Below are 22,283 nucleotides of genomic sequence, written 5' to 3' on the forward strand. Positions count from 1 at the left end.
ACACGTGTTTTAAAAATAAAGAATTATCACGTTTGAAATACGCAATAAAATTACAATAAAATTATAAAATACGTTGATTAATTACTGCACGAACTATATCTATAGCCACTGTGTTGAATCTGTCGTTAGGTATTATAATATCAGCAAATGCCTTTGTAGGTTCTATAAACTGTTCGTGCATTGGCTTTAAAGTATGCTGATAGCGGTTTAAAACTTCGTTCATATCTCTGCCACGCTCTGCGATATCTCTTTTCAAACGTCTGATTAAGCGTTCGTCAGAATCGGCATGCACGTATATTTTTATGTCAAAAAGATTTCTTAATTCGGGATTTGTAAGGATTAATATACCTTCAACAATCATTACTTTTCTAGGATGAGTAACAACAACATCATCTGTTCTGTTGTGTTGTACAAATGAATAAACTGGTTGATTTATAATATTTCCGGCTTTTAATTCTTTTAGATGTTCTACTAATAATTCAAAATCAATAGCTCTTGGGTGGTCAAAATTGATGTTGGAACGATCTTCGTAGCTAAGATCATGGGTTTCTCTATAATAGGAGTCTTGTGAGATAATCCCAACTTCAGCTTCGGGTAATTCGTTCATAATTTGATGTACCACGGTTGTTTTTCCTGATCCTGTTCCTCCTGCAATTCCTATAATGAGCATAAAATGTATTTATTGTTTATGATGCAAAAATAGGTATTTTAATGTTGAAATTTATTAATCTAACAAGTTCAGTTTATATTGTTATAAACAAAAATAGTCTTCTCAAATAAATGAAAAGACTATGGAAATTGTTGTTGGAAAGAAAAACTTACAATTGTAGATATTTATTTTGAACTTTTGCAAGAATTATTGGATTCGGAAGATTTTTTTCTCTCTATTGAAATCCAATTCGATAGAATCTTTGTATACTTTTTTTAATGTTATTCCATCGGATTGTTGGTTTAGTTTTAATTTGTGTAGTTTTTTGTCTACGTTAACCAAAATTAATAACTCTCCATTTCTATCTTTAGAATTAATATAGCCATGATAAGTAATTTGAGGCCAATTTATAATCTCTTTTTGTTTAACAACTATAGGTTTGACTTCCTTTTTTATAGTTGTTTTTTTAAAATATGCATTTTTAGAAGGAGTTGCAACAGCGTATGTTCTACTTTCTTTATTTAAAAAAGGATCACGTGTAATATTGCCTAAAGCGAAGGTATCTTTATTAATCTTATTAATGCTCTGTCTGGAGTCAAATTGTTGATTGTTAGTTGTTTTTTTGTCTAAAAAGAAATATTGGCTTAAAGCTTTGGACGCAACAAATCCCCACACTGTCAAAACAACGAGGATTAAAGCAATATTTATTTTCTTTTTCATGATGCTGATTGAGGGATTTAATTATTTTACTATGAATTTAAAAGGAGTGCTATAAATACCTACATTGCCTGCCAAATCAGTAGCTTTAATTCTCCAATAATAGTTTCCAATTGTCGTAAAGGCTTTATCAAATGATGCAGTTGTTAGCTCTTTTTGAAGAACTATTGTTGTGAAATTAACATCGTTTGAAAATTCTATTGTATATGAGATTGGCGATTGAATAACACCCGCATCTGTTGGTATTGACCAAGTGAAATTAATTGATTGATTTGCAGTAAATGTTGCGTTTTGAGCTGGAAGTGTATTAGTAGGTTGATTAGGATTGGTTCTATCAATAGAAAATGTGCTACTACTATATAGTGTTTCTGATATAGAATTTATTCCTTTTACTTTCCATCTATATTTAGCTTCGTCTGCTAAACTTGTACTATTAAATATAAATGTAGGATCAACAATATTTGGTTCTTTAATTACACTAGTTTCTCCATTTGTAATATTTAATAATTCAATTTCATAGTAATCTGCCAAAGAAACAGCATTCCAACTACAGGTTATTGTGTTGCTTTTTGTGTAATAATTGTCAACAGGACTTTTCAAAATTATCTTCTGCTTACCTATATCTGTAGATTCAATTATAGAAAAACCCGCTTGAATCGAATAGGTCGACTGATAAGCAAAATTCTCAGCTCTTACTCTCCATTGATAATCACCAGTAGGTAACGGATACGTTAAATTAGTTTTAACCATCAATGAATCTAATATTTTTGTTTTGCCATCTTTAAAAATTTGGATGCGGTATTTATCTGCGTCAGCAAGACTATTCCATTTAAAAGTAACTACATTACTTTCAATTTCTTCGTAATCTAAAGGTGAAATAAGTTCTACTAAATCATTTGTTATGTCTTTTTCTAAAACATCACTGCAAGAGAACAATAATAGGGTAAATATTATAAATGAAATGCTACTTATTTTTTTCATAATTTTGAAATATAATTTTAAAATGTAAAAGGTCTGTTTTATTATTCTTTTTTGTAAGATAGAAATGCATATTTACAATTCTTGAGTCACTAAAATTTTTCTCAAAATCATATCCTAATTGCAATAACTGATTTACATTACCCGTAACATCCAGTTGATTGGTGATAATGGTATGATTTTCATCTTGAAATAGATGTATGGGTTCTAAAGTATTAATTGATACTTGAGGATGTTTTTTTGTCGTAAAGTTTACAATTTCTTGTTGTACAACTTCTTTTGACACTCCCTCTTTGCCCAAGATTCGATCCAAATAGGCTACTTCATTAAGTAAACTTTTTGAATTATTAGCTTTTTTATTTACATCCTCTATTTTTTCTGACAAAGCATTGTGCTCTTGTATTACTTGAATTAATGTATGAAATGACCTCTTGTATGCTGTTATCGCAATCATAAAAGTCAAAACAAGTAACGCTAAAAATTTTTTCTTATAGGAATATTTTTCAAACATTTTTGATGGTTATTTTTACTTCAAATTGAGATTTATTTTTTTTGTCTTTTTTTAAACTAATGATTTCAAAATTTTCTAACCAATTCATTTTTTTTAAGCTTTCCATCCAAGTGTTAAATGAAGATTCATTGTAAGTTTCTCCTTTTACAGTAATCATGTTTGCTTCAAAACTTAATTTTTGATTTGTTTTTGCCTCTTTTGTTAATGGTGTTATATCTAGCACTGTCAAAGAGACATCATGTGGAACTATTTTAATAATTTCATAAGAATAAAAGGAAAGAAATTTCGAAGACGAAAAACCAGATTCTAAAAGTATTTTTTGTTTGTTTTCTTTCTGTTTTTCTAATTCTAATATTTTTTGATAATTTTTATCTGTGTATATATTCTGAATATTGAGAGTTGCATTTTTTGATGTATAGTATTGTATCAAAATAAAACTGATCAATAATGAGGCTAAAAAGCCAATCAGCATGGAGATACCCAAATATTTGAAAGCTTTTTTATATATAACTTCATCGGTATTTAAAGTTTCAATTTTTGTTTTTGAAATTTCCTTGGGTTTAATAAAGAAATCAATTACAGTGGCATATAATGGTAAGTATGTATTGGTAATTGTTTCTTTCCCTATTAGGTAATTTTCTTTTTTCGCTGAATCAGTTTGTTTTACAAAGTTATCTAATGTGTCATTTTCGAATTCTAATAGCAAGTCATTTGAAAGTATAGTTTCTTTCTTTATCGAATTAATCAATATGGCGGATATGAATGACCCTAAATAAACATCAATTATTTGAAAATTATTTTTTTGAAATTTTGTGATGGTATCATTTATAATATTTTTTCTGCTAAAACTAATAAAATCAGTGTTTAAGCTTTTTAAACTAGTGTAATAAATTGAGTTTAAGTCAATGTTTTTATACCAACTTACATCTGCTTCATTATTGAAATCAATAGCCTTGTTTAGAACACCTTTTCCATCAAAAAGCAAGAGTAGAGGCAAATTCTGATCTGTATTTTTTTTCAAGTCTTCAAATTCAGTAAAAGACGCCATGGAAACTATATTTAATTTTGTTCCCTTTTTTTTAACTGTTAAGACATAATAAAACTCTTCATTTTCATTTTTAATGATACCTACTGCTCTTAATTCGTTGATTTTTATTATTTTGGATAGAATTGTAATCATTAATATACTACAGTTGGTTTGATAAATAAATGTAATTTTGATGTGCTTTTACCTTTTTGTCTGCTACTAAAAAACCATTTAATAACTGGTATTCTTGATATTAGAGGAGTTCCAGTTCCTGAATTCTCTTTTTTTAGTTCGTCTAATCCACCCAATAAAACCATTTCGTTATTCTTTACTCTAACAAGAGATTCAAATTTTTGTGTTGCTTTTCCAGGAGGGGCATCTTGACCTGCTCTAGCCAAAAAGGAGCTTTTTTCTACAGCTATAGTTAAGGTTACATTTTCATCAGTGGATACAAAAGGTTTTATGGATAAACTTAGATTTGCATCTGTAGATTTCCAAGTTCCTGTATTTAAGATGTCATTTCCAATATTGTTGTTTATTAGTCGATTACTTTGTTCAAAATAATAACTGGTTTCTCCAATAGATAATTTTGCTTCATGACCACTTATTGTTGCTATTTTTGGTGTCGATTCTACATTGATAATAGAGTTGTTTTCCAGTAATTTTAAATTAGCATAAAATGACTCAGCTACTTTTCCCAACTTAAAAATGCCAAAACCATTAAAGGCATCAATTAGATTGTTTATAGAAGATGAATTTACGACAACATCTGTGGTAGGAAATAGTGTGCCACTTGTAACTATTTTATTTAATTTATCAATTCCAGCTTTCATCCCTGTTTGAATAGAATATGATTTATTATACTGAACAATGATTACCTCAATTTGAACCATAGGAACAATTTTGTCTATTTGTTTTATATACAGTTTTAATTCATCAACGGTATTTTTTGATCCTGAGACTATTAGCCCATTTAATTCTGTAAACTCTTTTATTTCTAACTTGTCAGAAAACACCTTCGGTAATGAATTGATGATCAATTCTATGGATCTATTTTCCATTTGTATTACTTCGGTAACCCTTAGACCTTCAGTTATTTGTTCTCCTATCAAATAAAATTCTCCTTGCTTTTTGAATGTGTATTTTTTCCCTTCAAGGATTTGTTCTAGTAGATCATCGAACGTTATATTTTCGACAGAAAGTGTTATTTTTTCATTTTCTGGTTTGTTATAAAAGAAATAATTATTTTTTAGTTTTTCTGCCGATTCAGTTATTAGATCAGCAACATCAGCTGCGTATGCTTTTACAGACAATAAACCATTCTTGTTTACGGTAATATCGTAATAACCTGGTAATCCCACTGCTGCTTTGGGCTGTTTGGCCTTATTAGAATTATTACCATTGGAGTTTGTTGTTATATCTGAATTGTTTTTTTCGATATAATAAAATCCATTATCATCCTTTGTAGCTAATAAATCATTAGATTTTGCAATCATTTGAATGACTTGGTCAAATGGTCGATTTAATATATAAGAGGAGACTGCTGTATTCCTTATGGCTGGAGCCAAAACTAAATTTTTCCCCGTTTTATCCGTGATTTCTTTGATGACAGATGATAACGTGTCATTCTCTAATTTAACAGACAAAAAATCATTTAGAGGATTGTAAGTAACATCGATTTTTTTGGCACTTTTTTTAGGGACTACAATTTTTTGTACCCTTTTGTTAAAAATGATAATGTTGTTTCTAAAAGTTACTTCCAGATCATATTTTTGAACTAAGTGTATAAATACATCTTTGACTTTTACATCAAAAAAGTTATTTGATATCATTTGGGTTAGACTTTGGTCAACATCAACATTTAATTGATGATCTTCTGCAATAGTAGAAATGAAGTCATGCAGTGAAAGTCCGTTTATATCTATTTTTATTGATTCGTCTAGCCCTTTGTTTTTAGCAGACATTGCATCGAAATCTTTGACTAATTCATTTATATCTTGTTGTGCTATAATTGTATTTGTAAAAAATAAGCTAATTAGAACGTAAATAATTTTTTTGAGCATTATATGTTTATTAAAATAGAATAAATTTCTTCTAATGATGTTTCTCCTTTTGATAAGATATCGAAAGCCTTTTCTGGCAATGATTTGTAATTATCATTAGTATTAAATTGTTTTGATATTGTATTGTTTTTTATGGCTTCGACAATAGTGTTGTCAATAGGTAAAATTTCATAGATAGCAGTCCTTCCTTTATAACCAGTATGATAACATTTATTACAGCCAACGGCTTTGTAGTAACTGCTAATTTCATAAGGAAATTGAAAATGGCTAGGAAAATCCTTTTTATTACACTCAACTTCTTTTTTACAATCGTCGCATAGTTTTCTAATCAATCGTTGAGCTGCAGAAAGGTTTAAAGTTTCTGCTATTAAATATGAAGGAACCCCCATGTCAATTAATCTTGAAATGGTTCCAATTGCTGAATTGGTATGTATGGTTGATAATACCAAATGCCCTGTCAATGACGCTCTAATTGCCATTAAAGCTGTTTCTGAATCACGAATTTCCCCTAGCATAATTACATCAGGATCTTGACGTAAAAATGATTTCAATGCAGTTGAAAAAGTAAGTCCAATATCTTCTTTTAATTGAACTTGGTTAATTCCTTTCAGTGTATATTCAATTGGGTCCTCTACAGTAACAATATTTCTTTTGCTATCATTGAGCAACCTTAGAGTAGCATATAGAGTTGTTGTCTTTCCTGAACCGGTTGGACCGCTTATTAAAATAATTCCGTTTGGTTTCTTTACAGCTTCCAGATAGTTTTCTAATTCTTCTTGTTGGAGGCCAAGAGTATTCAAATCAATATTTGATGCATCTTGACCTAATAAACGCATAACTATTTTTTCTCCAAATAAAGTTGGTAAAATAGAAACCCTTATATCAAATGAATCATTTGTAATCCTACCATCTTGAGGCAAACGTTTTTCAGTAATGTTGAGTTTTGCTTTTATCTTTATTTTATTGACTAATTCCAGATAATTGTCGCTTTCAACTTTATAACGTTCTATTAATTGGCCATCAATTCTAAATCGAATTCGAGAAGATTTTTCGTAAATTTCAAAATGAATATCACTGCATTTTAGAGATTTTGCCTCTGCTAGTATATTTTCAAGGAAATCACCTTTTTCAATATTTATAGATTTATTTGTACTGGTCTGACGTTCTTTGCGGTAATAAATAGATAATGCTTTTTCAATTTCATAAGAATCTATTGAGATTAAACTAATATTTTTTCCAATAAAGAGCTCTAATTCGTCTTTAGTTTCTGGATTGTTATTAGATTCATCAATATAAAGTTCTAAAGAGTTATCGTATACAGTTTTTGGTAAAACCCTATATTGGTTTGCCAAGTCATTGGACAAAATATGCTGATTTTCTGGAAGAACTATTATATTTTGCATTTTGGTTATATCAAAGAGATTTTGTGAAAGTTTAATAAACTATCTATTGTAAGGATTATGATTAAGAATAATGATGAAAATCCAGCTAGTGGAACTGAATTGTGTTTCATTATTTTTTTTAATGTAAGCTGCAAACTAATGGCGAATAACATTGAAAGTATAAAAAAGAGAACATAGTTCTTTAGATAGAATAAAGGCGTTATTGCAATATAAAACAGTAAATCACCTAACCCAAAATAATTTTCAAACGGATTCAAAAAGCGTTTGCTTTTTAAACTCATGTAAATTGTTAATATGCTTAAAACGATTAAGAAAAAACAGGCGTTAAAAAGTACTGTTATATTTGAAAGTTTGTTGTCACTTCGCATTATGAAATAAGAAAGGAAGAAGATGAGTAAAGGTAAAAGAACGTGTATTCTTCGGTATTTCCAATCTTGAAAAAATATAATTAGTAGACAAATTAATAAACTTATAAAAAATATTTCCAATTTATTCTTTTGTTACTTCAGTTAACATTTTCTTGCTATCTATCTCCCAAGTATTAAAACTTCCATCTCCATCTAAATCAGAGGTTGCTGTTGCTCTTGCAAGGAATGAGTCATTCGAGGCTTCAACAATTTCAATTTTATAAACGGCTTGACCACCTTCATCAACTGTAAGTTCCGGTTCGAAACCTAGTTCTTCTAGGTTACTGGAGTATTTTGAGTGTCTATAAAAATGACTTTTTTCTAAGCCATAAACTTGATTCAACATTGCTTGAGCCTCTACTGCCTTTGCTTGACCAATTACAGATGTTTGGTTGGGTAATACCATTAAAAGGAGTATTCCAATGATACACAATACAATTAAAATTTCGGTTAGAGAATAGGCTCTAATCATTGTTTTTTTATTCTTTTGAAAGCTTTTATTTATATTAATAGGCATTTTTATATTCTTTTGTTCGTTAAAAATCATTGGGTTAAAGGGCGGCAAAAGTACAAAGTTGTAATCAAATTATTGCTATTTATTTATTATTTTACTTAAATCAAACATTGGTGCATACATAGAAACCATTATTACCCCTACAATCACCCCAATTACTATTATAATCATGGGTTCCAGAATGACTCCTATCATTTTGGTTTGATGACTTATTTCCTCATTATATTGCTCGGTTAGTCTTTCGAACATGGTTTCTAGTTGATTCACTTGCTCAGCTACTTCAACCATGGATACCATTTTATTCTCGAACACATTGTGTTTCTTTAAACTTTCATGCAAAGATGCACCTCTTGTAATGTCTTCCTTTATCTCTTCAATAGCAATTTCTATAGGGTAAAAGCCTATCATTTTTGCGGTTAGTGTTAAGGAATTTATAAGTGTTGTTTTAGAAGTAATAAGCAAATTCATGGCTTGGCAAAAACGAGAGATATAAATTTTCCGAATTAAGTTTCCAAAATAAGGGGTTCGTAAAATTATATTTGTTGTAAATGCTCTGTAATTTTGATCATTTTTTAATAAAATATGCATGGCGATTAATCCAATTATAATAGCTAATGCAAGTGCAAAAATTGACCCCGAATGATTTGATAATTTTATTATGATTTGAGTACTTTTAGGTAGTTCGCTTCCAAATTGTTTAAAAACTGAACTGAACATTGGTACTACTTTATTGAGCATAAAATAAAGTACTAAAAATGTAACCAACATAACAATTGTTGGATAAGTCAAAACGGAAACTATTTGCCTTTTCATTTGTATTTTTCTATTGAAATACTTTTGTAATTCGGCTAATACTTCTTCTAGCTTTCTAGTTTCTTCTCCTATCTGAATGCTGTAATATTCGTAGGGTGAAAATTGTTTGGTTTCTTTTATTGATTCGTAAATACTTCTCCCTTCGACAACTTTGTTTTTTAGTTCAAGGATTATTTCTTTTTCAAATTTATTTGCAGATTGATTGCCTAATATTTCTAATGCTTTTTTAAAATCGACCCCGGATTTTAAAAGCATACTCAACTCCCTGTAAAATACCTCTTTTTGTTTATCTGATAGTGATTTAGAAAACTGAATGTTAATGTTTTCTATTTTTGCAGGTCTTTTTTCAGATTTTTCAGGTTTATATGTATTTAAATCAAAACTCATTAGTCTTTAAATTTTTTTAATAATTCATTTGCATAAATGCGTTTATAGAATTTTAAGTCCATTTTATTTTCGTTCACTTCTATATTGAGTTTTAATCTTTGAAAAACAAACTGTTCAGATTTATTTTTTAGGGTGTCAATTGTCAATTGTTTGAGCTTTATTTTAAATGTATCTATAAATATTTCATTATTTCTCAACATATAATCTTCTTGGAAACTGTATTTTATATTCTCACCTGTGTAGCTTTTGAAAGTGATTTCATTGTCAAAAAAAGTCATTTTCTCATTTTCAAAAATATCTTTGTTAATGCTGTAGGTTAACCGGTTTAAATCGCAAATAAGTTCGTTTTGGCTTTTGTAATCCATCATTCTTTCAGTTACAATAGAGAAAACAACAAAAATGATACTCATAATTATTGCCGTTATAGCCATACCAACAATAGTCTCCATTATTGAAAAGGCGGATATCATTCTTTTGTCATTCATGGCTTTTTTGAATATAAAAGTTTTTTTTAAACTCAAACTTTGTACTGTCTTTAAAGCTGATGGTTGTTTTTTTTAAATTTTCATTGATGTATTCCTCTTCAATTGATAGATTTTCATTTTCGTTTTCATTTAGTAATGAATCATTTTTTATTTGTGATAAGAAGAATAATTCGTTTACTTTATTTTGTGTGTTATAGAATTTTGCAGATGATCTTTGCGTAAATACAGCTGCAAAAATCATGATTGTAAAATAAAAGCAAATTGAAATAATAGTCAAAGCTATTACTGATTCTAAGATAGAATTTGCTTTTAGATTATAATACTTTTTTAATAATACCATGAGATGCATTTTTTGAATCGAATATTGGAACTGCAATAAAGTAATTAGGTCTTTTTTTTGCATTAATTTCTATATCCGAAATAGTGTTGTCATACGTTGCAGATTCTGTTTTGTAAAATAATCGGTTGGTGTAAACTGAACCATATACTTTGCTTTTCAAAAATAATTTTCCAGTACAATAGATGTCACTAAATAGTAATCCGTCGGTATCTATTTCTATACTGTTTTTATCTATCATTTCATTTTTATTGCCAAATAATACTATGGCCCCAGTTATTTTACAGCCTTTTTTTATTTCTATTTTACTATTGTTTTCACTTTCATTATTTACACACACTACAGAAGGGTAGTTTAAAGTAACGTTATCTTCTAATGTTATGCCATCTGAGGCAAATGCTTGTACTGTCCCTTTAAAACCTGATTCAAATGTTATTTTTTGGGCTATCAATATCACATCTTCTAAAACGGTATTTTTTTTAATATGCAACGAGTCTTTGGAACGCAAAATAAAGTTCCCTTTAAAAATTACATTCGAGACAATGGAGTTTAGATAGACTTCTTTGGTTGTATTAAAAAATGAGTTATAAAACAATGAATCTTTTGGTTTATCTATTTCGGATAAATTTGTTTTTTCTGCCTGTATTCCGTTGAATATTTTTTTAAAATCAGGATTGATTTCTGGAAGTTGATTTTCAGAAACCGTTTTTTTTCCTTCAACTATGATTTGATTCGGTCTATTGTTGATATAAGCTGTTTCAATGTAAGTTGAGGGTAATTGATTATCACCTATCAATTTCACAATGCCTGTGTAAGTAAGAGATTTTGAGAAATTTGTTAAAAATAATGCTGTTTTATCTTTGGTGTAAAGACCTGTAAAATGAGCAGATTGCACGGTGTCTTTGTTGGTCTCCGATTTTACCAATAAAAGATTTAATAGTCCGTACTTTTTTGTTTTATAACTTCCTATAATGCCAGATTCTTCATCTTGTATAGAATCTTGTGGCTTCTCTTTGTCTCCTAGTGCAAGATTTATTATTGATTGATTATTTAGATATAATTCTTCTTGAAGATTGTAATATAAATTGAGTTGATTATATAAATTTGAAAAAAATAATAATGCTCCGCATATTATAGAAACAATCAAACAAATGTAGATAGCATATAGTAAACTGTGAGCCTTAACCATTTTTATTTACTTATTTTTTTCTAAATAATTTAGTATAAAGCCTATCGAAAAAATTCTCTTTTTTAGGTGTATTTCCTTTATTTATATTTGCTTCTTTATTTGCTTTCTCTATAGCTTTTTGTTTCTTTTTTTCTTCTCTTTCAGCCTTTTTATTTGCTTTGGTTGTTAATCTTGCTGCTTTTTTAGCCTCATTGGTTTCTTTTTTGCGAATTTTAATATTAGCTTTTTCATTTTCTAATGCTAATTCTTGCGCTTTTATAAAGTCTTTTTCAGCGTTTTTGGCAACAGCTATTTTATTTTTTTCAGTTTCTATTTGTGCTTTTTTGTCTGCATCGTCTTTTAACGTTTGTAGCTTTAATGTTAGCTTGTCTAGTTTAGATGCTTTTTGTTTTTTCACAGTTGGGATTCCATTGGTATAATTAACAGTGTCTTTTTTTACCAAATCATACCATTTTCCATGCTTTTTGTTGTTTTTATAGCATCCAGTTTCTACAATAATTCCATTTTTATCATATTTGTAATACATGCCAGTTCGCAATCCCTTAGACCACTTTTGAGTGCTTTCTATTGCACCATTGGAATGCCATGTTATCCAATTGCCTACTTTTAGGCCATTTTTAAACTTTCCTTTTTCGGCAATTTGATTGCTATGATAGGTTTTTAGAAATGCTTCATTTAGTAAATCTCCTCCAAATCCACCTTGAGCACTATGAATAGCACCACCTTTAAACCAATAATATACTTTGTTTGGTTTTGGAGTAACATTTTTATTGGTAACATAAAATTCATACCTAAAATTTTCATCTGAAATACGTTTTATGCTATAGGGGTCTGAAGAAAAAGAATAGGATGAGAATAGTATTGAAAAATATAAAAAAAGGTGAGTTGTTTTTGCTTTCAAAGTAAATTAAGTTTATAAACGGGTGCAAGATAGTATAATATATAGTTTTTTTTTAATGCTATTGTAGCCTTTTTATATGCATTGTTATTAGAGTTGATTTTGTTTTATTTGATTACTCAATGATTAATTTCTTTACTGTTTCTTTATCACCATCAGTTATTTTTAATATATAAACTCCTGTATTTGTATTGTTTAAGTGTATATTTCTGTTGAATTTTGGTTCGTTTTTATATGTTTCATTAAAAATTTGTTTGCCTAATAAATCATAAATAGAAATTTTTGCATCATTTGAAGTTGTGCTATTAAATTGGATATTAAAATTTCCGTGGTTTGGATTTGGATATAAACTAAAATTATTGACTTCAAAACTTGAAGAAGATAAAACACTTGATTTAGTACAGATAGTTAATTTGGCAGACTCTAGTACCCCGTTATCACCTAGAAAAGCATCTCTTACTCTTAATGTCCATTTGCCTTCAGGGCTAATATTATTATAAGTTGATAAAGGTTGGGCAGGAGTCACTGTTTGTAAACTCGATGTGTTACATGAAAGAGGAGTTCCAGAATCGTCATAATTTATAAATAGTTTGTCATTTGAGGCACCGCAAAAACTATCAAACAATTTAACAACTGTACCTTGTGGATTGACTAATTCTATTTGAACATCTGGTAAATAGGGATGTTTAAGTTTTATTTCAATATTTATATCTGCAACTTTTTCTGAGGATGGAGGCACATCTATTGTTAATGAACTATAAGCTTCTGATTCTGGTATATAAAAAGGGGTTGTAAAAGTATAGGTGTTGCAAGAAGAATCAATTGGATTTGTAATAGAAAAAGAGTTGCTATTTACAGCATAGTAAATGTTAGCGGTTGGTTCAATTAAAATCCTGCAGTTTGTTGCATTAATATCCGGTACAGTGATTTGTGCTGATCCATTATTTGGTATATTGGAAACTAAAACAGTTGGAAAGGTTATTCCCCCATCGTTTGAAAGTTTAATATTGACATTGGATGACCCCGTTAGGGTGTTAGTATTGTTTACATTCCAATTTATTGTTTCTTTAGTACCAGCAACCCAATTTAAATTTGGAGTGTTTTGAGATGTTATAGTAAAAGGACCAACATTTGCATTTACTGTTACCACCATGGCATCAGTATTGGTTTGTCCTAATCCTAAAGCAGCATTGTTTCTTCCAGTTAAAGTGAAATTTAATGTTCTGTTTATCGATGATACAGATTCTTTGTTAGTACTTAATTGACCAGATAAAACGTTTGCAAGAGCCGGCATATATCTAATAGGCGAGGCACTTGGTAAAATAGATATAAAAAGAGGGCCATTCGGTTTTGTATCATAAGCATAACTTTTTGAACCTGTTTGATCTGTGGCCGAGTCAAATTGTTCCCAACAATAAGTCAAAGTGTTTCCATTAGAATCTGACCCAGTTCCTTTTAAAATGAAAGGAGTACTTTTTGGAATAGTGTAATCTAAGCCTGCATTAATTATTGGTGTTTGATTGGATAATGCTGTGTTTTTTGGACATAATTTTGAGGCTAAATTATCTTGGATTTGTAAAATACTAGCATATCCAAAATAATCGTCTGAATGATTTTGAATATCATAATTTGTTATTCCGGCGTATCCCATAATAGTTGATCCACTACCAGGTTCTACACTTACGCCAGTTCCTTCTATATCATATGAAAAAGTGTGGTTTGCACCGAGTTGATGTCCCATTTCATGTGCAACATAGTCTATGTCAAATGTACTACCTTCTGGTTTGGAGTCGGCAGGAGAGGTATAGGCACTTCCTTTACCATTTGTATAGACAGGAGTTGAGTTTGTGTTTTTTAACGTAGTACAAACACATCCTATGCAACCAGCATCTCCACCACCTCCAGTGGCTGCGAATAAATGACCTATATCATAATTTGCTTCACCAATTACATTAGTGATTGTTGCTTGTACTTCTTTGTTCCATGTCCCTGGACAATCCCCTGTGCACCCCGTAATAGTTTTTAGTCCTTCAGTTTCGTTAGAATAGGGATCTGTATTGGCATTGGTATAAATAATAGAATTGTTATTAGCAATAATCTCTAATTTCAAGCCTAAATCTTTATTGAAAATTCCATTAACTCTCGTAATAGTTGCGTTCATTCCTGCTAAAGCTCCTTCGACTGTTCCCCCAAAATAAGATGCATATTCTCCTGTACACGACAACGCTAATCGTACGGTCTTAAAAATACCTGTATTCGATTTTATTTGGCTGACTTTTTTAATCAATTCATTATTTAGCGATATATCTATTGTTTTGCAAGTTAAAGGTAGCATTTCTTTATTTCTTTTTTTAGAAGTAGAAAGGATATATACCGATTTATCAGATGTATTTGGTTCGATAAATTCTGAACCACTATCACCTCTTAAAACCATGGTCTGTATTCCATTTGGAGAAACACTAAAGTTAATAGAAGCATAAGGGTCTGTAATCCCTGTTCCAGAATAGGCTCGAATATCTGGGTATTTAGTTTGTAATTCTGGTGCAAAATTAGAAGACTCACTTACTAGGAATTGTTCTAATTTTCCATTGCTATTGGGGATAGTAATTTTTATCGTTTTGTCTTGAATTGATTTATCATGAAGGCTCAGTAGAGTTTGTTTAAAATTGATTTCATTTAAACGGAAAAATAATTTATCGTCTAATTCGAGATTGTTATTAAGCTTGTCATATGATGAATTAGATGTTTGATTTACGGTTTCCCAAAGAGATTTATTTTGGGAATACCCTAGGTAAGGGATCATTATAAATCCAAAAAAAAGTAATAATTTATTCATGCATTAAAATTTTGAGTGGCGAAATTAATTTATTTTTATTGGAATGCAAGAATAGTCCTTAACATTTAAATGAGTATTTGCTTTTTAAAAAAAACTTATAAATTAGAAATCTTTTTTATCTTAATGGTTATAATTTAAACATATATAATATTAATATTTTTCGATACTTTATTATTGAATTTAGTTGGCTTGTAATAATAATTTGATAAACGCATTGCTGGTATGGAAAAAATACTACTTTTGCGCCTTTGAAATTAACAAGTTATTTGTGCTTAAAAATAAAATAAACCCCCACGTTGTAATTAACATCTTATTAATTAGTTTGTTAATTGTTTTTTCTGTTCTCTTTTTCTTTAAATCGGATAAGGAAGTAGTTTATGTAGATAATGCTAAGTTATTTGATGGTTTTGTAATGACCAAAGAAATGAAGCGAGTTGGAGAAAAAGAATTCAATTCCAGAAAATTAGTTTTAGATAATTTGTATGCCAAATTACAGGCTTCTACAATTTCTGCTACGGAAAAAAAAATATTGATGCAACAATTCATTCAAGGAAAGAGTGAATTAGAACAGTTCAATCAAGTTTTTGCATCTGAACAAACCGAAAAAATTTGGTCAAGAATAAAAAGTTATACTACTGAATTTTCAAAAGAAAAAAAATACCAATTAGTTATCGGTTCTAATAACAAACAAACAGTTTTGTTTGCTGACGAAAAAATTGACGTTACGAATGAACTTCTTACTTATCTAAATAAAAAGTATGAAGGTCTTTAATAAGTTAGTTTTTATTTTTTTTATTTTTCTTCTTGCTTCTTGTAAAAAAGACCCAAAAAATGGTCAACTAGATTCTGAAATTAGAGATCGATATTTTAATCTTGAAAAAATCGGTTGGAAATCCCGTTCCTATACACAAGTTATAGATGATATTGGTTTTACAGCAACCGAAGTTCCAATTCAATATTATTTATTGAAGGATTTAGGGAACGAAAACCTTAAACAGGTCGATTCTCTTTATGAAGAAAATAAAACGGAGCGCGTCATAGAATTTACATTTCAGCAAGATGAAGAGAAAGATTTACTAGCCCAAAATTTTACGGGAATGGATTATACTGCAGCTGTAAAATACATGTCTTTTGGGCTTGATAAAGACTTTTATGTAGTGACTTCAAAAAAAGATACCATTCAGTGTTCCGGTGTAAATTTTGAGCGCAATTACAAAATTGCTCCTTTTCAAAAAGTACTGCTGTTTTTCTCTGGAATAGATCCCAACGATAAAATACAATTAATTTACAATGATTACCTTTTTAGAAAGGGAACATTAAAATTTAAATTCAAAGATCCTTTTACCCCTATAGCTTTATGATTCAACAAGTAAAAAAAAGTAAGTTTAAGAAAATAGTGGCTATTTATTTAGCAATGATGATTCTATTAGAAACTTTTCAGCCTATGCAAATTTATGCATTGACAGGAGGTCCATCGCAGCCAGAGTTTCAATCATTCACACCAATAGGAACCTCAGATATGGTAGATTTGTCTAGTGGTGATTTAAATTACAACATTCCTATTATGGATGTAGGTGGGTATCCTTTGAACCTAGCCTATAATTCTGGAGTAAATATGGATCAAGAAGCTTCATGGGTAGGATTGGGATGGGATCTTAATGTTGGTCAAATTTCTAGACAGCTTAGAGGATTACCTGATGATTTTGATGGAGATGAAATGATTTATGAGAATAGCATGAAACCTAATGTAACTGTTGGAGCTAACGTTAATACATTTCTTACTGCTTTTGGTGCAAAAGAAGAAAATGGCCCTAGTCTAAAAGTTGAAAATGGGATAGGGATTAAGTATAATAATTATGATGGATTAGGGGTATCTGTAAATGGAGGGTTAGACTTTCAGATAAATGAAAATCTTTCGGTTGGTATGAATCTTGAATCTTCTTCTTCAGAAGGTGTTTCTGTTTCTCCAAATATTTCGTGTTCTAAAAAAATCGGAAGTTTAGGTAATACTGATGTTAATCTAGGACTCAATGCAGGAGTAAGTTATAATAGTAGAAAAGGTGTTGAAAGTGTAACTCTAGGGGCTAATGTTGCTACTAAATCTTATCAAGATGATAATAAAGCAAAAATGGGTAAGATTACTCATTTCAATGAAGGTGGTTCTGGTTCAATATCTTATATAGATGCTTCTTTTACACCAACAAAACGTGTGGGTATGGTGTCATCTAATATTATGTTTAATGCGAATATTCAATTTGAATTTTGGGGTATTGAACCAGGTTTAAAATTTTCTGGCTATAGATCGGCTCAAGGAATCAAAGAATCTGAAAAGCACAAGGTAGAAAAAGCATATGGTTTTGAAAATACCTATAATGCAGGTAAATCTGCAGTTTTAGATTTTAATAGAGAAAAAGACAGAACATTCAATAAAAATACTACTTCATTACCCATCACCAATAATACCTATGATATTTATAGTATTCAAGGACAGGGGGTTTCAGGAATGTATCGCCCTTATAAATCGCAAGTAGGGTATGTTTATGATAATGAGACCAATGATGATAGTGAAGGAAGTTCTTTGGGGCTTGAAATAGGTGCCGGAGGAGGTTTTCATATAGGTGGGAATGTGTCTGTTACAGTAGGTGATAGTTATAGTAAGGTATGGGAAAAAAATAACCCAGCTTTAGGAAGGTTTAAAGAGAAAAAAAATAATAAGCCGAATTATGAAAAAGTTTTTTTCAAAAACATTGGAGGCTTTCATACAGATAAAGAATTAAGTTTATTTAATGCTCAATTAGGAGGATATGATCCAATAGCGCTTAAAATTGTTGGAGATGGATTTGACACCAAAACAAGTTCGAATTATTCTACGAATAAAGCAGCTATTGATAACACAGATCAGATAGCTAGAAAAGAAAGATTATCCAGAAATCAATCTATTGATAAATTGACTAAAGCCGAAGCTGAAAAATTTGGATTTACCAAACAGTTTAGTGAGTATGCAAGGAATAATCATACTGCCGAGATAAGAATTACCAAAGAAGGAGGAGAGCGCTATATTTATGGTAGAGCTGCTTATAATGTTGTTAAAAAAGAAACAACATTTGATATAAGTAACATACAGAATCAATATGAAAAAGTTGAATCCGGATTAGTGAGTTATAATCCTGGTATTGATAATTCTGCAAAAAATGCTAGAGATGGAGATCGATACTTTAATAGAGTGACCACTCCAGCCTATGCACACACTTATTTATTAACCTCGGTTTTATCATCAGATTATCAGGATTTAAGAGGTGATGGACCTTCAGATGATGATTTGGGAACCTATACTAAATTTGAATATGAAAATAAATCAGCAGATAAAGATCATGTTTATAAATGGAGAGTACCGTATAAGAAAAATAAAGCCAATTTTGATGAAGGATTGCGTTCTAGTAAAAAAGATAATAAAGGGAATTATCTATATGGAGAAAAAGAGTTGTTATATATTAAAAAGATAGTAACTAAAACTCACATTGCTATTTTTCATCTTTCAGAAAGAAATGATGGGTATGGAGTAGAAGATGAAAATGGAGGTTATGGAGAAGTTGGAGTTCCTAATGATTCTAAAATGTATAAGCTAGATAGTATTTCATTGTATTCTAAACCGGAATATTTAGCCAAAGGAGATCATGCCACTCCAATAAAAGTGGCTCATTTTGAATATAATTATAAATTATGCCAAGGGGTTGATAATAATATAAATACGATTAACAAAGTAAATGTAGGGGAACAAGGTAAGTTAACACTTAGTAAAGTTTATTTTACCTATAAAAATTCGAACATGGGGAAATTTACGCCTTATGTTTTTAACTATGCTCCAGAAAAAACAGTAAAGAAGCTAGAAGATGATACAATTAATAATCCTCGTTATGATATAAAAGCTTATGATGTTTGGGGGAATTACAAACCTGTTGACACAAATAGTGGTCTTGCAACTACAGATGCATTATCAAATGCAGAATATCCTTTCGTTGATCAAAAAGATAAAATAAAAGTTGTTAACCCGGAAGATATAATAAAAGCCGATCAATATGCTTCTGCTTGGTTGTTAAAATCTATTCGTTTGCCATCGGGAGGTGTTATGGAATTAAATTATGAGTCCGATGATTATGCCAAGGTACAGAATAAGGATGCCATGCAGATGTTTAAAGTTGTGGGTAGTGGAACTAAAGATGGGCTTACCGCTGCAAATATTAATGATAGTAATGTTAGGGGAATAAAGGATTTAGGTGATTATATCTATATTGAATTGGATCATAAAATTGATGAAAATGTTTCAATTGGTGACTCATCAATTCCAAAAAATTTTTATAATAAATACTTGAAATCTATAGTAGAACATGGTGATCTTCTTTATTTTAGATTTTTACTTAATATGGTAAATCCAAATCCTAAACCAGGTATTGTTACTACTGATAGATACGATTACGTTACAGGTTATACTACAATTAATAAAGATTTGAGCAAATATGCTTTTAATGAAATTAATGGTAAGCAATATGTAGCAATACCTCTTGAAAAAATTAAAAGAGGTGATGGTACTCACTCTTCAGATATGGTGAATCCTATCATAAAAGCAGGTTGGAATTTTGGTAGACATAATCTGAATAGACTTGTTTATGGTGATGATGTTGAAAAAGATATTTCTGATTTGGATGGTATTGTAAAAGAACTTGTTAAAAGTTTTTCCGGGCTCCTTGAAATTTTTAAAAGCCCAAATACTATTTTAATTAAAACTGGAATTGCCAGTAAATTTATAACGGGTAAATCGTGGATAAGATTATGCCAGCCAGATGCCAAAAAAAGGGGGGGAGGTAGTAGAGTTAAAGTTATTAGTATTCATGATCAATGGAATGTAATGACAGATCATACTAGTGATGAGGTTTATAAGCAATCTTATGGACAACAATATGCATATAATACAGTTGATTCAAACGGAAATCCTACTGAAAAATCTTCAGGAGTTGCAACTTATGAGCCTTTGGGATGTAAGGAGAATCCATTTGTAAAACCATTCTATGATGTTAATAAACCGGATTTATTGCTAGGGCCAGATACTGATAATTATGTAGAAGAACCTTTAGGAGAATCTTTTTTTCCTTCTCCAAAAGTTACGTATAGTAGAGTAACGGTTAGTAATTTACCTAGGGGAAATACTGAAAGCCCGTTATTTGTGAAAAAACATGCCACAGGTTCGGTTGTAACAGAATTTTATACGGCTAATGATTTTCCAACATTAGTAGATCGAACAATATTGTCTGGAGGGCACAAATCATCTACTGCTTTAGCTAGTATTATTGGTTTAAATGTTAGAAACCATATTACTTTATCACAAGGATATTCTATTCATACTAATGATATGGATGGTAAAATGAAAAGCCAACGAGTATATGGTGAAGGACAAACAAAAGCAATATCTGGAGTAGATTATAATTATAAAACTCTTGTAGATAGAAAAGACAGAAACCTTGAATTACTAGATAATACAGTACAAACAGTAGATTCTAAAGGAAATATAGCTTCTAAACTGGTAGGTGTAGACTATGATGTAATCAACGACTTTAGAGAGAGTAATACTACAAGTACAACTAGTGGACTAGCGATGAATGTTGCAACTTTACCTTTTACTATTATTGTTGTAGTGGTTCCATTACCAATCCCTATTTTTTCTAAACACGAAAGTCAAATACGTACTGCAGTTACTACAAAGGTAATTCATACATCAGCTATTCTTTCTGAAAAAATTGCTTATGACTTAGGATCAAAAGTATCTACCAAGAACTTAGCTTGGGATGCTGAGACTGGAGACGTATTGTTAACAGAGACTGTAAACGAATACAATGATAAATATTTTAACTTTAATTTTCCTGCTTATTGGAGTTATGACGGAATGAGCCAAGCTGCCAAAAACATTGGGCTCGAATGGAATGTTTCTAAAATAGGTAACAATCAGTATCAGTTAGCAGGTAATAATAAGCCTTCTGATTATTTAATAAATGGTGATGAAGTTTGGCTAAGCGGAATGGCTAAGGATGGAGAAACTGAAAATGCTCTTAATGCTTGGGTGGTAAAAGTAAATGATTTCAATTTTCAGCTAATTGATTCAAGAGGACTATTAGTAAAAGAAAATGTTATAAATGCAGGGACAATAAAAATTATTCGTTCAGGACATCGTAACATGCAAATGGCTTCTATGGCAAGTGTAACCTCTATGAGAAATCCTTTGTATAATTATGATAGTAATAATAAAATAATTGGAGTAAAAAATAATATTGGCGGAAATCCTTTTTTATCTTCATCAGCAAGTGATAGAATAGTGAATGCTTCAGCAATTGAATATAATAATATATGGCCTTCACAATGTGAATGTAATTTGCCGAAAATGATTTTTGCAAATGGGGAATTGGAATATGAATACGAAAGGAATAATAGTTCAGATGATCAAGATGATATTATAAAACGTTCGTATAATCCGTATCTCTATAATATACTAGGAAACTGGAGAGCCAATAAATCCTATGCGTATCTAACAGGAAGAAACTATACAATAGATCCCACACCTAGAAAAACAGGATATTTTGCTGATTTTTCACCGTTTTATGTGTTAACAGATGGCAAATGGGGTATAACTACTGGAAGTGAATTCAAAAAATGGACTTTTGCCTCTCAGGTTACACAATACAATCCTTATGGGCAGGAAGTAGAAAATAAAGATGCTTTAAATAGATACTCTTCGGCTTTGTATGGATACAATAATCGTTTTCCGGTGGCTGTAGCTTCAAATACTAAATACAGCGAGTTGGCTTCAGATGGTTTTGAGGATTACGATTTATCAAACTGTGGTACTACTTCTCATTTTGATTTTCAAGGACAACTCAAAGTAAATGAGATAAGTATCTCTACAAAACAATCTCACACAGGAAGAAAAAGTTTAAAAATAGAACCAAGTAAAAAAGCAGTAGTTAAAAAACAAGTTGTTTCGTGTACTACAGCTGGTGTTAACGGAAAACGATAATAATATCAA

18 protein-coding genes are annotated in these 22,283 nt (G+C 30.2%); 3 read left to right on the top strand and 15 right to left on the bottom strand.

What is annotated here, in order from left to right; all coding sequences use genetic code 11:
- Positions 1 to 61: 61 nt before the first annotated feature.
- From udk to OZP08_RS08155, 15 genes are all read right to left on the bottom strand, one after another.
- Positions 62 to 670, bottom strand: coding sequence for a uridine kinase (udk, locus tag OZP08_RS08090; protein WP_268849101.1), 609 nt, complete (start codon positions 668 to 670; stop codon positions 62 to 64).
- Between the two features lie 186 nt (positions 671 to 856).
- Positions 857 to 1,369 (bottom strand): hypothetical protein, encoded by a 513-nt coding sequence (locus tag OZP08_RS08095; protein WP_281323425.1) that lies wholly within the window; start codon positions 1,367 to 1,369, stop codon positions 857 to 859.
- Positions 1,370 to 1,390: 21 nt separating this feature from the next.
- A complete protein-coding gene (locus OZP08_RS08100; RefSeq protein ID WP_268849103.1) occupies positions 1,391 to 2,347 on the bottom strand; it encodes a hypothetical protein in 957 nt (318 codons plus the stop codon).
- On the bottom strand, positions 2,331 to 2,855 hold the full coding sequence (locus tag OZP08_RS08105) for a hypothetical protein (protein WP_268849104.1): 525 nt from the start codon (positions 2,853 to 2,855) through the stop codon (positions 2,331 to 2,333). Before OZP08_RS08105 ends, OZP08_RS08100 begins: the two co-directional genes overlap by 17 nt.
- Positions 2,848 to 4,035 carry a PilN domain-containing protein gene (locus tag OZP08_RS08110; RefSeq protein WP_281323426.1) on the bottom strand — a complete coding sequence of 396 codons (1,188 nt, stop codon included), beginning with the start codon at positions 4,033 to 4,035 and terminating at the stop codon, positions 2,848 to 2,850. Before OZP08_RS08110 ends, OZP08_RS08105 begins: the two co-directional genes overlap by 8 nt.
- Positions 4,035 to 5,945: a type II secretion system protein GspD gene (locus OZP08_RS08115; RefSeq protein WP_281323427.1), complete on the bottom strand. Its 1,911-nt coding sequence runs from the start codon at positions 5,943 to 5,945 to the stop codon at positions 4,035 to 4,037. Before OZP08_RS08115 ends, OZP08_RS08110 begins: the two co-directional genes overlap by 1 nt.
- Positions 5,945 to 7,348 carry a GspE/PulE family protein gene (locus tag OZP08_RS08120; RefSeq protein WP_281323428.1) on the bottom strand — a complete coding sequence of 468 codons (1,404 nt, stop codon included), beginning with the start codon at positions 7,346 to 7,348 and terminating at the stop codon, positions 5,945 to 5,947. The genes OZP08_RS08115 and OZP08_RS08120 overlap by 1 nt, the downstream gene beginning before the upstream one ends.
- Positions 7,349 to 7,353: 5 nt before the next feature.
- Positions 7,354 to 7,836, bottom strand: a complete 483-nt coding sequence (locus OZP08_RS19720; protein ID WP_432419631.1) for a prepilin peptidase — start codon at positions 7,834 to 7,836, stop codon at positions 7,354 to 7,356.
- Between the two features lies 1 nt (position 7,837).
- Positions 7,838 to 8,272 (bottom strand): type IV pilin protein, encoded by a 435-nt coding sequence (locus OZP08_RS08125; RefSeq protein WP_281323429.1) that lies wholly within the window; start codon positions 8,270 to 8,272, stop codon positions 7,838 to 7,840.
- Positions 8,273 to 8,347: 75 nt separating this feature from the next.
- Entirely contained in the window at positions 8,348 to 9,469 is a 1,122-nt protein-coding gene (locus OZP08_RS08130; RefSeq protein WP_268849112.1) for a type II secretion system F family protein, read from the bottom strand.
- Complete coding sequence (locus OZP08_RS08135; protein WP_281323430.1) at positions 9,469 to 9,954, bottom strand: hypothetical protein; 486 nt, start codon at positions 9,952 to 9,954, stop codon at positions 9,469 to 9,471. The genes OZP08_RS08130 and OZP08_RS08135 overlap by 1 nt, the downstream gene beginning before the upstream one ends.
- A complete protein-coding gene (locus OZP08_RS08140; RefSeq protein WP_281323431.1) occupies positions 9,947 to 10,294 on the bottom strand; it encodes a hypothetical protein in 348 nt (115 codons plus the stop codon). Before OZP08_RS08140 ends, OZP08_RS08135 begins: the two co-directional genes overlap by 8 nt.
- Positions 10,269 to 11,480, bottom strand: coding sequence for a hypothetical protein (locus OZP08_RS08145; RefSeq protein WP_281323432.1), 1,212 nt, complete (start codon positions 11,478 to 11,480; stop codon positions 10,269 to 10,271). The genes OZP08_RS08140 and OZP08_RS08145 overlap by 26 nt, the downstream gene beginning before the upstream one ends.
- A gap of 10 nt (positions 11,481 to 11,490) precedes the next feature.
- The gene (locus OZP08_RS08150; protein ID WP_281323433.1) at positions 11,491 to 12,381 is read right to left on the bottom strand and encodes a toxin-antitoxin system YwqK family antitoxin; all 891 of its coding nucleotides are present in this window, start codon (positions 12,379 to 12,381) and stop codon (positions 11,491 to 11,493) included.
- A 112-nt stretch (positions 12,382 to 12,493) separates the two neighbouring features.
- Positions 12,494 to 15,214 (bottom strand): zinc-dependent metalloprotease, encoded by a 2,721-nt coding sequence (locus tag OZP08_RS08155; RefSeq protein ID WP_281323434.1) that lies wholly within the window; start codon positions 15,212 to 15,214, stop codon positions 12,494 to 12,496.
- A 268-nt stretch (positions 15,215 to 15,482) separates the two neighbouring features.
- On the opposite strand from OZP08_RS08155, the gene OZP08_RS08160 reads away from it, so the two are divergent.
- From OZP08_RS08160 to OZP08_RS08170, 3 genes are read left to right on the top strand one after another with little or no spacing between them, the layout of a single operon-like run.
- Positions 15,483 to 15,986, top strand: a complete 504-nt coding sequence (locus OZP08_RS08160; RefSeq protein ID WP_281323435.1) for an OmpH/Skp family outer membrane protein — start codon at positions 15,483 to 15,485, stop codon at positions 15,984 to 15,986.
- Positions 15,973 to 16,575: a hypothetical protein gene (locus OZP08_RS08165; RefSeq protein ID WP_281323436.1), complete on the top strand. Its 603-nt coding sequence runs from the start codon at positions 15,973 to 15,975 to the stop codon at positions 16,573 to 16,575. The genes OZP08_RS08160 and OZP08_RS08165 overlap by 14 nt, the downstream gene beginning before the upstream one ends.
- Positions 16,572 to 22,274, top strand: coding sequence for a hypothetical protein (locus tag OZP08_RS08170; protein WP_281323437.1), 5,703 nt, complete (start codon positions 16,572 to 16,574; stop codon positions 22,272 to 22,274). The genes OZP08_RS08165 and OZP08_RS08170 overlap by 4 nt, the downstream gene beginning before the upstream one ends.
- The last annotated feature ends 9 nt before the right edge of the window (positions 22,275 to 22,283 follow it).

The sequence above is a fragment of the Flavobacterium aestivum genome, assembly GCF_026870175.2.
Taxonomy (GTDB): Bacteria; Bacteroidota; Bacteroidia; order Flavobacteriales; family Flavobacteriaceae; genus Flavobacterium; species Flavobacterium aestivum.